10 protein-coding genes are annotated in these 12,384 nt (G+C 30.3%); 7 read left to right on the forward strand and 3 right to left on the reverse strand.

Features of this window, described 5'->3' with window-relative positions; translation table 11 throughout:
* The first annotated feature begins 113 nt into the window (after nucleotides 1-113).
* The 5 genes from NQQ59_RS18100 (at nucleotide 114) to NQQ59_RS18120 (ending at nucleotide 5,027) form a co-directional block, all read left to right on the forward strand.
* On the forward strand, nucleotides 114-2,231 hold the full coding sequence (locus tag NQQ59_RS18100; protein WP_144216421.1) for a glutamine--tRNA ligase/YqeY domain fusion protein: 2,118 nt from the start codon (nucleotides 114-116) through the stop codon (nucleotides 2,229-2,231).
* A gap of 1,213 nt (nucleotides 2,232-3,444) precedes the next feature.
* Nucleotides 3,445-3,921: a hypothetical protein gene (locus tag NQQ59_RS18105; RefSeq protein WP_144216423.1), complete on the forward strand. Its 477-nt coding sequence runs from the start codon at nucleotides 3,445-3,447 to the stop codon at nucleotides 3,919-3,921.
* Nucleotides 3,922-4,015: 94 nt separating this feature from the next.
* Nucleotides 4,016-4,342 carry a YtxH domain-containing protein gene (locus NQQ59_RS18110; RefSeq protein WP_144216425.1) on the forward strand — a complete coding sequence of 109 codons (327 nt, stop codon included), beginning with the start codon at nucleotides 4,016-4,018 and terminating at the stop codon, nucleotides 4,340-4,342.
* A gap of 74 nt (nucleotides 4,343-4,416) precedes the next feature.
* Nucleotides 4,417-4,767, forward strand: a complete 351-nt coding sequence (locus tag NQQ59_RS18115) for a competence protein (RefSeq protein WP_144216427.1) — start codon at nucleotides 4,417-4,419, stop codon at nucleotides 4,765-4,767.
* Nucleotides 4,768-4,772: 5 nt separating this feature from the next.
* The gene (locus NQQ59_RS18120; protein ID WP_144216429.1) at nucleotides 4,773-5,027 is read left to right on the forward strand and encodes a DUF6327 family protein; all 255 of its coding nucleotides are present in this window, start codon (nucleotides 4,773-4,775) and stop codon (nucleotides 5,025-5,027) included.
* A 20-nt stretch (nucleotides 5,028-5,047) separates the two neighbouring features.
* Here the strand turns inward: NQQ59_RS18120 and NQQ59_RS18125 are convergent, their stop codons facing one another.
* Both NQQ59_RS18125 and gltX read right to left on the reverse strand, forming a co-directional pair.
* Nucleotides 5,048-6,031, reverse strand: a complete 984-nt coding sequence (locus tag NQQ59_RS18125; RefSeq protein ID WP_144216431.1) for an SPFH domain-containing protein — start codon at nucleotides 6,029-6,031, stop codon at nucleotides 5,048-5,050.
* 256 nt (nucleotides 6,032-6,287) lie between these two features.
* Nucleotides 6,288-7,793 carry a glutamate--tRNA ligase gene (gene gltX, locus NQQ59_RS18130; RefSeq protein ID WP_144216433.1) on the reverse strand — a complete coding sequence of 502 codons (1,506 nt, stop codon included), beginning with the start codon at nucleotides 7,791-7,793 and terminating at the stop codon, nucleotides 6,288-6,290.
* Nucleotides 7,794-7,955: 162 nt separating this feature from the next.
* Between gltX and NQQ59_RS18135 the strand changes: the two genes are divergently transcribed.
* On the forward strand, nucleotides 7,956-11,357 hold the full coding sequence (locus NQQ59_RS18135; protein WP_144216435.1) for a DUF4175 family protein: 3,402 nt from the start codon (nucleotides 7,956-7,958) through the stop codon (nucleotides 11,355-11,357).
* Nucleotides 11,354-11,773, forward strand: a complete 420-nt coding sequence (gene ybeY, locus NQQ59_RS18140; protein WP_144216437.1) for an rRNA maturation RNase YbeY — start codon at nucleotides 11,354-11,356, stop codon at nucleotides 11,771-11,773. The genes NQQ59_RS18135 and ybeY overlap by 4 nt, the downstream gene beginning before the upstream one ends.
* Nucleotides 11,774-12,199: 426 nt before the next feature.
* Here the strand turns inward: ybeY and NQQ59_RS18145 are convergent.
* Nucleotides 12,200-12,384 (reverse strand): hypothetical protein (locus NQQ59_RS18145; protein WP_257698409.1); only part of this gene is annotated, 185 nt, incomplete at its 5' end.

Raw genomic sequence — 12,384 nt, forward strand, 5'->3', positions numbered from 1 at the left:
ATAAATTACTTGATACTTTTGAGTTTAACGTTTCATGTTTTACGCCACTTAAATAACTTTAAACCTGAAACCTGAAACCTTTTTTTTATCTTTGCTAAAATTACTATAAAATAATGGCATCAGAAGAGAAATCACTCAATTTTATTGAACAAATCATAGAGGAAGACGTAAAATCAGGTCTTTCAAATACTAAACTTCGCTTTCGTTTTCCACCAGAACCTAATGGTTATTTACACATTGGGCACGCAAGTTCTATTGCTTTAAATTTTGGTTTAGGAATTGATTATCAATCTCCTGTGAATTTACGTTTTGATGATACAAACCCTGAAAAAGAAGAACAGGAATTTGTTGATGCTATTAAAAAAGATGTAGAATGGTTAGGATATACTTGGGCAGAAGAATGTTATGCTTCAGATTATTTCCAACAATTATACGATTGGGCAGTTTTATTGATTAAGAAAGATAAAGCATATGTTGATAGTCAATCTTCTGAAGAAATGGCTATTCAAAAAGGAACTCCAACAACTCCAGGAACTGACAGTCCATATAGAAATCGTTCAGTTGAAGAAAACCTTGATTTATTCGAAAGAATGAAAAATGGTGAATTTGAGGCTGGTACACATATTCTTCGTGCAAAAATTGACATGAAATCAACAAACATGTTAATGCGTGATCCAATCATGTATAGAATTTTACACAAACATCACCATAGAACGGGAGATGCTTGGAAAATCTATCCAATGTACGATTGGGCGCATGGACAAAGTGATTATTTAGAGCAAATTTCACACTCATTTTGTACGCTTGAATTCTTGCCTCACCGTGAATTATATGATTGGTTTTTAGATCAGATTTTTGATGATAATAAGCTTCGTCCAAAGCAAAGAGAATTTGCCAGACGTAATTTATCACACACTGTTGTTAGTAAAAGAAAATTACAGCAACTAGTTAAGGAAAAGCATGTTAACGGATGGGATGATCCTAGAATGTCAACTATTTCTGGATTAAGAAGACGTGGTTATACAGCTGCTTCATTGCGTAATTTTGCTAATACAATTGGTATTGCAAAACGTGATAATTTGATCAATGTATCAGTTTTAGAATTCTGTATTCGTGAAGATTTGAACAAAATTGCACCTCGTGTAATGGCTGTTTTAGATCCTGTAAAACTGGTAATTACAAATTATCCAGAAGATAAAGAAGAGTGGTTAGAAGCTGAAAATAATCAAGAAGATGAGAATGCAGGTTTCAGAAAAGTACCTTTTTCTCGTGAATTATACATTGAAAGAGAAGACTTTTTAGAAGAAGCTCCAGCTAAATATTTCCGTTTGACTTTAGGAAAAGAAGTGCGTCTTAAAAATGCATATATCATTAAAGGGGAATCAGTTATAAAAGATGCTGAAGGCAATATTACTGAAATTCATGTTACTTATGATACCGATTCTTTAAGCGGAAGCGGAACAGAAGCAAGTCAAAGAAAAGTATCTGGAACTCTACATTGGGTTTCTATAAAACATGCTTTGGAAGCAGAAGTTCGTTTGTATGATCGTCTGTTTACAGATGAAGCTCCAGACAGTTATAAAGAGAAAAATTTCTTAGATTTTGTGAATCCAAACTCTTTAGAAATCGTTACTGGATATGTTGAACCAAGTTTATCAACAGCTCAAAATGAAGATAAATTTCAGTTCCAACGTTTAGGATATTTTACTGTTGATAAAGACTCAACTGCTTCAAAATTAGTGTTTAACAAAACAGTTGGATTGAAAGATGCTTGGGAAGAAAAAGGTAAAAAAGAAGAAAACAGCATCAATAATTCTTTAAAAGAAATCAACAAATATTTTAAAGTAGAAACAAAACCGGAAAGAATTGCAATTGAAAGTGCAATAGGAGAGAACATCAAAAATGTTTCAAGTTTCTCTTTGATACAGAATTCATTAAAGAAAAATATCAACAATAATAAGGCTTCGCTGTTGTTTTCTCAGTTTATTTTGAAATATTCAAACTGGAAATCAGCAGATTTTGAAGAAGAAGATATTAAGAAATTATATTCAATGTCTTTAAAAAGTGAATCGACTTATGTACGATCAAAAACACTTTTGAATTTGAGAGATATTGAAACTGAAACTTTCAAAAATCAATTTGATGATGAAATTTTGAAATTATATTCAAATCCACCAAAAAATGCTTCTGAAAGAGAAAATGAAATTCTTTCTGAAATGGTGAAGAAGTAATATCAACTAAATTTATGAAAAGCGCTTTTATAAGCGCTTTTTTTTTATTATATAGATTTACTATCGATATTTAAAATTTTATAATTTTTATAGATTAAAATAGACTTTCATAAATTGATTTTAATCGAAAATAAAAAAAGGTTGGATAACTTATTCGTTTTTTTAATTTAAGTTTATTAGAAGTCTTTATTTAAATTTTTGACTTTTTTACCTCTCGATTTTGCTGTTAAATTTTATAATATAGTTTTTGATGATTTTAATTTATTAATTTAATTGATTATATTTATTATTTATAAAATCTATTATTATTTAATTTTAATTAATTTAATAGATTAAAAGTGACCTTCATAAATTATCTTTAAAGTAAAATAAAAAATAGTTGAATAGGAAAGACCTTTTTTCTTTTTCCTTTCGTTAGAACTCTTTATTTTAATTTTTTACTTTTTTAATTGCAATTTTCTTCTCAAAAAGTTAAAATTAAAGTTTTTTCTTATTTTTTAAATTTTTACTTCAATTTCTTTAATTATAATTTTTGATTATTATTTTTAAAAAGGATTAGTTTTTAATTATTATTTATAAAAATTACTGTAGATTTTAAAACTATAGTTTTTTACTATTTTTTATGTTTTTGATTTCGATTTTATATCCATAAATTTTTACTATTAATTTTATTAGAATTTAATTTTTTAATTATTATTTATAAAATTGATTATAAATAATAAAATAATAATTTTTGTATATTAATTTTAACTTCTATAAATTGATTTTAAGACGTTTTTAAAACTTAATTGATAGATAATTCATTTTTTATTTTATTGTTTATTTATGGTCTTTATTTTAATTTTAGCTGTTATTTTAGTCAGTTTAACGGCTTGTTAACATGCAATTCTGTCAAAAACTGCTATTTTTAACATAAAGTAGAAGTCAGAGATGATTTTTATAAAAAATTAAAATTTGCCGTTAAAGAATCTAATCCGAAAATGTATTGTTTTTAAAAACTCGTAATTTTTATTGCAGTAGATTTTCAAAACCGATTTCTTGAAAAGACAATTTTATGTTCTCATTTTTATTGTGATGTAATTTTGATAATATTCTCTCGTAAAAAGATATTTTTCAAATTGTATCATAATTCAAAAAATACCATAATCTTGAATTGTGAAAATTTAGTTTTTAAATTTCAAATCTGATCATTTTTAATTTAAATCTAATTATCATGAAAGTATTATATTTTACACTAGCAGTGTTGTTTGCAAATGTTGCAATTTCACAAACACATCAAATTACAAAACACAATGGTGAACAACTTGATGTAAATTTTATTAAAACCGAAAATGGTTTAGTTTATTATTCTTTAAATGGAAGTTCTGAAGAAGTAAAAATTAGTAAACATGCAGTTTCATCTATTACAAACAAACAAACAAAAACAACTCAAAAAGTTTCTGATAAAATAGTAGTAGATTCAAAAGACGATTACAAAATGGTAACTGTTTTACCTCTGGAAAAAACAATAGGGCTGAAGCAGACAGGAACATTTACTGGAGTCTCGACCAAGACAAAAGGTGAACCGCCAATTGCAAATCAAAAGCAAACTGCTATGAGAATCAAAAGTAAGTCAGCTTCAAATGGTTCTCCGTTTGTGAGTATAGCTGAGAAAGATGGTAAATACGAAGCTACAACGTATGTGTATTAATTATATTGTTAATATTTTGTAAATTACATTTAATCAAAGTTTTATCATTTTAAAATTGAGTATCTTTAAGTAATAATTTAAAAATTGTAATATCATGTCTAAGAATTTAAATATCGCAGCCGGAATTTTGGTGGCTGCAGCAGCGGGAGCCGCAATCGGAATTTTGTTTGCTCCAGACAAAGGGTCAAAAACTAGAGCTAAATTGAAAGAAGGTATTGATGATGCTAAGCATAACATAAAAGATTCTTTTGATGCAAGTTCTGAAGTTCTTCGTGAAAGATTTACAAGTGCTACTCAAAATCTTGATGGAACTTTGAATGATTTACTTTCAAATGTTAGTCATAAAACTGAAGAAGTAATTACTTTTTTAGAAACTAAATTGGCTGAGTTAAAAGCGCAGAACGCGAAACTTCAGAAATAATATTTTTTAAAAGCACATAACTTGCTTATTTTTATAGGAAAGTTTTGTGCTTTTTTTTATTTAAATTTATACTTATGGCTTTTGAAGAGTTAAAAGAAAACACTGAAAAAATTCAGGATCAAACTAAAACATATATTGACAGTCATTTGGCTTACTACAAACTTTGGGGTTTTAAAGTTGCAATGAAATCTACAACTTTAATTTTTAAGTTTACTTTGATATTATTGTGTTTTACAATGGTTTTAATTTTTGGATCTTTTGCAGCTGCTTATGGTTTTGGATCTTTGTTTGGAAGTAATGCTTTAGGATTTTTAGCAGTAGGAGGGATCTATCTTTTCTTTACAATTTTACTTTTTTTCATTAAAGATAAAATGGTTGAAGGTCCGATCTTGGAGAAATTTTCAGAAATATTTTTTAATGATTAAAACTTATGGAAAAGAAAAAATACTCTTCTTATGCTGAGATCGACAAAGATTTAGAAATCTTAAAACTTGAAAAAGATATCAATTATCAGAAATTGAAATTGAGTTTTCAGAAAACTAAAGAGAGCATAACACCGCAAAATATAGTAAACGGATTTGTTTCATCTTATACAGATTACTTCAAAAATTCGTATCCACAAATTTTACAATCTATAATACCATTTGTAATCAATTGGTTTATGAATAAAAAAAGAGGCAATTAAGCCTCTTTTTTATTTTATAATTATTGTTGAACATCTGGTTGAATGTCATCTTCGTAACCAGATTGTCTATGAGTTGGTTTTGGTTTTTCAATTTTCTTATTGTTCTTTTTCATCATTTCTCCAACTTGGTTTGAAGCTGAGAATGAAGCAACCATATTATTCAACATGTCACTTCCGGCTTGTGGAGAATTAGGAAGAAGAATTAAGTTTGAGTTGGTATCAGATCCTATAGATTGTAATGTATCATAATGTTGAGTTACTACAATTAGGGCAGAAGCTTCTTGAGAATTAATTCCAACTTGGTTTAAAACTTCAACACTTTCTACAAGACCTCTTGCAATTTCACGACGCTGATCTGCAATACCTTGTCCTTGCAAACGTTTACTTTCTGCTTCGGCTTTTGCTTTTGCAACAATTCTAATTCTTGAACTTTCAGCTTCAAATTCTGCAGCAGTTTTTTCTCTATCAGCAGCGTTGATTCTGTTCATTGCATTTTTTACCTGGATGTCCGGATCAATATCTGTAACCAAAGTATTGATGATATCATATCCGTAAGTAGACATTGCTTCGTTCAATTCACGTTTTACTGCAACCGCAATATCATCTTTTCTTTCAAAAACATCATCCAATTTTAGTTTAGGAACTTCGGCACGAACTACGTCAAATACATAAGAAGTAATCTGATCGTGTGGATATTCTAATTTATAAAATGCTTCGTAAACTTTATCCTGAATCACTTTGAACTGAACTGAAACTTTCATTTTGATAAAAACGTTGTCTCTAGTTTTAGTTTCGATGATAACATCTAACTGTTGAATTTTAAGATTTACTCTTCCGGCCAATCTGTCAACCAACGGAATTTTAAGTTGTAATCCTGAATTTCTCACACTTTGGAATTTTCCAAATCGTTCGATCACGACAGATGTTTGTTGTTTTACAGTAAAGAACGACGACATAAAAATGAAGAATGCCAATACTAAAAAGATAATGAATGCTGTGTTCATGGTTATTTAATTTATATTTATGATTCTGGTAAATTACGAAAATTCTTCTAAAATAAAATTATCAAACATTAAAAAAACGCTAAGAACATTTTGTTGATGTTTCTTAGCGTTTCGTTTTTTTTTGAACCATTAAGGTATTAAGTAAATTAAGTCAAGCTTTGTCAAGATAATTAAGCCTAGCTTTATGAACTTAAAAACTTCTTTTTTTACCATTAAGTAGAGCTTAATAAACTTAATATCTTAATGGTAAATTATTTTATAAAGTAGAAATTGCTTTCTGAATTCTTGAAATAGTTTCTTCTTTTCCAATAATTTCTACAATGTCAAATAGGTGAGGACCTTTTAAAGCTCCAACCAAACTTAGACGGAAAGGTTGCATCACTTTACCCATTCCGATTTCGTTTTTAGTTAACCAATCTTTTACAATAGTTTCGATATTTACAGAAGTAAAATCTTCGATATTTTCTAAAACAGAAATCAATTCTTGCATTAAAGTTGGAGTTTCCTCTTTCCAGTTTTTGCTTGCTTTCTCATCATAAAATGTTGGTGCTTGGAAAAAGAAATCTGTTAACTCCCAAAAATCAGAAACGAAATTGGCTCTTTCTTTAATTAGTGAAACAATTCTTGTAATATCGTATTTAGAAATAGCAACGCCTTTTTCTACCAAAATAGGAGAGAAGGTTTTTGCTAAATCTGCATCATTTTGTTTGATTAAGTATTGGTGATTGAACCATTTGTTTTTCTCAGGATCAAATTTAGCTCCAGCTTTGTGAACTCTGTTCAAGTCAAAAGACTCTGCTAATTCTTCTAAACAATATATTTCTTTGTCAGTTCCGTCATTCCATCCAAGTAAAGCAAGGAAGTTTACAACTGCATCTGGGAAAAATCCTTTTTCTCTGTAACCTGATGAAACACCTTCTTCTGTTTTCCATTCTAAAGGAAATACTGGGAATCCCATTTTGTCTCCATCTCTTTTTGATAATTTACCATTTCCAACTGGCTTCAAAATCAAAGGTAAGTGTGCAAATTCTGGAGCGTCCCAACCAAAAGCTCTGTATAATAAAACGTGAAGTGGCATAGATGGCAACCATTCTTCACCACGAATTACATGTGAAGTTTCCATCAAATGATCATCCACAATATTCGCTAAATGGTAGGTTGGCATTCCGTCACTTTTGAACAAAACTTTATCATCCAAAAGATTAGTTTCAAACTTAACATCTCCACGAATGATATCTTTCAAATGTAAAGTTTCATCAACCGGAGTTTTAAAACGGATTACATAATGTTCTCCATTTGCAATTCTCTTCGCAGTTTCTTCTGCAGAAATTACTAATGAAGTATCTAATTTTTCACGGTTATGATGATTGTAAATAAATGTTTTTCCTTCAGCTTCGTGTTGTTTTCTATGTGCATCCAATGCTTCTGGAGTATCAAAAGCATAATAAGCCCAACCAGAATTGATTAATTGATAGGCATATTGTTGGTAAAGATCTTTACGTTCGCTTTGTCTGTACGGACCAAATTTTTCATTTTTTCCAACAGTTTCTTCAGGAGCAATTCCTAACCATTCAAGAGCTTCCATAATGTAAGCCTCTGCACCAGGAACAAAACGAGTCTGATCTGTATCTTCAATTCTCAGATAAAAAACACCGTTATGTTTCTTTGCAAATAAATAATTAAATAGGGCAGTACGAACTCCGCCAATATGTAATGGTCCAGTCGGACTTGGTGCAAAACGCACACGAACTTGCTTTGACATTTGTTTAAATTTTGATGCAAAGATACGACTCTGAATTAGAAAATTAAGTAATGAGAAAATTAGATAATTTCTTGTGTTAAGCTTAATTGACTAATTTTCTAATTGAATATTATCTAATTAATAATTACTACTTTTATAGGTTATAATTAAAACAGATTAATTTTGAAGACATCATCTGCGATATATCAAAAGCTAGAGGCTTTCATTAAGAAATATTACACCAACGAATTGATAAAAGGGATCTTACTTTTTACTGGTTTTGGTTTATTATATTTTTTGTTTACGCTTTTTGTGGAATACTTTCTTTGGTTAAAACCATTAGGAAGAACTTTCCTTTTTTGGATTTTTATTGCTGTTGAAGTTTTCCTTTTGGTTCGATTAATTCTGTTTCCATTATTCAAATTATTCAAACTTCAAAAAGGAATTGATTATAGCCAAGCTTCAAAAATTATCGGAAATCATTTCACAGAAGTGAGCGATAAGCTGACGAACTTTTTACAATTGTCTTCAGAAAATAATGCTGAAAGTTCAGAATTAGTTTTGGCTTCGATTGAACAAAAAGCAAATTCTTTGCAACCAATTCCATTTGGAAATGCAATCAATTTTAAAGCAAACAAAAAATATTTACCATTGGCTTTAGTTCCAATTTTACTTTTTGCAGTGTTTTATATTTCTGGAAATAGCAATGTAATTTCTCAAAGTTTGAATAGAGTAGTGCATTTCAATTCAGCATTTTTGCCACCAGCTCCTTTCAAATTTGTGGTTTTGAATTCTAATTTACAAGCAGAGCAAAATAAAGATTTCGTTATCAAAATGGAATCTGTTGGAAATGTAGTTCCAGAAAATGTGATGATTCATATTGGTAACGAAAGTTATTTTATGGAATCTTCTCAACCTGGAAAGTTTGAATTCAAAGTGGAGAAACCTGCAGAAGATATCCGTTTTTCTTTTGAAGGAAATTCAGTTCTTTCAGAAGAATATGATTTGAAAGTTATCACAGTTCCATCAATCGCAAACTTCGAAATGGTTTTGAATTTTCCTTCTTATCTAAAGAAAAAATCAGAAACAATTCAAGGAACTGGAAATGCAATTGTACCTGAAGGAACGACTGTAACTTGGAAAATGAACACTAAATCTACCCAAGAAGTAACATGGAAAAGAGATAATGAGGTATTCAAGTTTAATAAGGTAGAAAATGAGTTTAAATTGGCTAAAAATATAAGTCAAAATACCGAATATCAAATACTTACATCAAATAATAAGGTCAAAAACTACGAAAAATTAGATTATCAGCTGTCTGTAATCAAAGATCAGTATCCAACCATCAATGTTGGTCCTGCACCGGACAGTTTGAAGTTAGATAAGAGCTATATTTTAGGAAGATTGGGTGATGACTACGGACTTTCGAAACTACAAATTGTATACTACGAACGTAACAAACCGCAGTCTGCTAAGCGTGGAAACATTCCTGTGAAGGCTGGAGTATTTGATCAATTTGTTTTTAATTTCCCAAGCAATCTTCCGGTAGAAGAGGGTGTTTCATACGAATACTATTTTGAAGTTTTTGATAACGATGCACCACACGGATTTAAGAGTACAAAGTCTTCTACGTTTTCAGATCGTGTAGCTACGACAGATGAAATTCAGGATCAAGAATTACAACAGCAGAATAATAATATCAATAGTTTATCTAAATCTTTGAAGAACCAAACGAAGCAGATTTCAGAAATGGATAAGCTTCAAAATACAGGAAAAGAAAAAGATAATTTAGAGTTTAAAGATCAGCAGAAGATTAATGATTTTATCAAACGTCAAAAACAACAAGACGAAATGATGAAACAGTTTTCTGAGAAAATGAATCAGAATCTAGACAAGTTTAAAGACGATAAGAAAGATAAAACAGCTGAAGATTTACAAAAGCGTTTAGATAGTGCACAGAAAGATTTAGAAAAGAATCAGAAATTATTAGACGAATTGAAGAACTTGAATGATAAATTAAACAGCGAAGAACTGTTTGATAAGATGGAAAAGTTCAAACAAATTAGTAAAAACCAATCTCGTAATTTAGAACAATTGGTAGAATTGACCAAGCGTTTTTATGTTTCAAAGAAAGCAGAACAAGTTGCTGAAAAATTAAATAAACTGTCAGAACAACAGGAACAGTTATCAAATAAAGAGAAAGAAAACACTAAAGAGAAGCAAGACGAAATCAATAAATCTTTTGATAAGATTCAGGAAGATTTAAAAGATTTGAAAGAAGAAAATAAGACTTTAAAGAAACCTTTGGATATTCCTTCAGATGCTTCTAAAGAGAAAGATGTAGACAATGATCTGAATAAAGCTTCTGAAGAATTGAGTAAAAAGAATACTTCTGGAGCTAAGCCAAAACAGAAAAGTGCGGCTAAGAAAATGAAGAACATGGCTCAGGAAATGCAGAGTGAAATGGAAGGTGGAGAACAAGAACAATTAGAAGAAGATGTAGCAATGCTTCGTCAGATTCTAGATAATCTTTTAGCTTATTCTTTATCTCAAGAAGATGTGATGAAACAGTTCAAAGCAATGAAATTAGGTTCGTCTGCATTTACAAAAAATATCAAGATCCAGCAGAATTTGAAGCAACAGTTCAGACATGTTGATGATAGTTTGTTTGCCCTTTCATTACGTAACCCAAAGGTGGCAGAAGATGTAACTAAAGAAATTGGTAATGTACAATACAACATGGATAAAGCCTTAGAAACCTTAACCGATGTTCAGATTCCTAGGGGAGTTTCACATCAACAATATGCAGTTTCATCTGCTAATAAGTTAGCCGATTTCTTAAGTGATTTATTAAATAATATGCAGATGTCTATGTCTAAACCAGGAGCCGGAAAACCAAAACCGGGCGACGGACAAGGAATGCAGTTGCCAGATATTATTCAGAAACAAAAAGGTCTTGCAGATAAGATGAAAGACGGAATGAAATCTGGACAACAGCAAGGTGATAAACCTGGAGAAGGGAAAGATGGAAAGTCTGGGCAAGGACAAAGCGGACAAGGAAAAGACGGTCAGGGTAAAGAAGGGCAAGGAAATAAAAGTGGAGATAAGGGTTCTTCTGGTAAAGATGGAAAGAGTGGAAAAGGAGAGAAGAACAGTAATGAAGGTGAAGATGGAGAAGGAGATGCAGAGGCAATTATGGAGATTTACAAAGAGCAAGTTAAACTGAGAGAAGCATTGCAAAAAGAGTTAGCTAAGAAAGGTTTAGACGCTCAAGGTAAATCTATAATAGACCAAATGAAGCAATCTGAAAAGCAGATTTTAAATAAAGGTTTTAAGAATGAGAACCTGCAACGTATACTAAATATCCAACAGGAATTATGGAAATTGAACAACGCAGTTCAGCAACAAGGTCAAGATACACAAAGGCAATCTGAAACAAATAAGGCTGAATTTACAAATCGTTCGAATGCTTTACCGAGTTCGCTATTGGATTATTTAAACAGTGTAGAGATATTAAACAGACAATCACTACCTTTGCGCTCGAATTTTAATCAAAAAGTTCAAGAATACTTTAATACAAAATGATAAATTTTAATTACGAAACAGATTTTACTTTAGGAGACGAGCAGGCTTTTAGCGATTGGTTAAGTGCTGTTATTGTTTCTGAAAAGAAGAGTGAAGGAGAAATTAACTATATATTTTGTGATGATGAATATCTTCATAAGATCAATGTTGAGTATCTAGATCACGATACGCTTACAGATATTATCAGTTTTGATTATACTGTTGGTAACGAGTTGAATGGAGATATTTTTGTTTCTGTAGAACGTGTTGCAGACAATGCAAAAGACTTCAATGTTTCATTTGCTGAAGAACTTAAAAGAGTGCTATCTCATGGTATACTACATTACTGTGGATACAAGGATAAGACAGATGAAGATGCTCAATTAATGAGAGCAAAGGAAGAGGAAAAGATGAAGATGTTTCACGTGGAACAGTAGTTAAATCTCTTTAGAAAAATAAGTATATGTTCCACGTGAAACGATTTAGATTTTGAATTTTCGCAACGTTCCACGTGAAACATATTAAAAAAGGTTCAGGTTAAAAAATAACGTTCCACGTGGAACGTTGTATAAAGAGTTCGAATAAAAGATTAAATCGTTCCACGTGGAACGATTTTTTAGGTTTGAATTTTGAGGGAATAAACGTGATGTTTCACGTGGAAATATTCTTGAAAATTGAAATTTTGAGAATTGAAAAACCAGAACGTTTCACGTGAAACATAAATTTGAGTTTTGATTTGAAAGTTTTGATTTGAAAGTTTTGATTTGAAAGTTTAGAATGGAAGTTTAGAATGGAAGTTTAGAATGGAAGTTTAGAATGAGAGTTTAGAATGAGAGTTTAGAATGAGAGTTTAGAATGAGAGTTTAGAATGAGAGTTTAGAATGAGAGTTTAGAAATGTTTTACGTGAAACATTTCGATTTGAAGATTTGATTTGAAGATTCCAGTTTGAAGATTCTAGTTTGAAGATTCCAGTTTGAAGATTCCAGTTTGAAGATTCCAGTTTGAAGATTCCAGTTTGAAGATTCCAGTTTGAAGATTCCAGTTTGA

Source organism: Flavobacterium panacis (assembly GCF_024649945.1).
GTDB classification, from domain to species: domain Bacteria; phylum Bacteroidota; class Bacteroidia; order Flavobacteriales; family Flavobacteriaceae; genus Flavobacterium; species Flavobacterium panacis.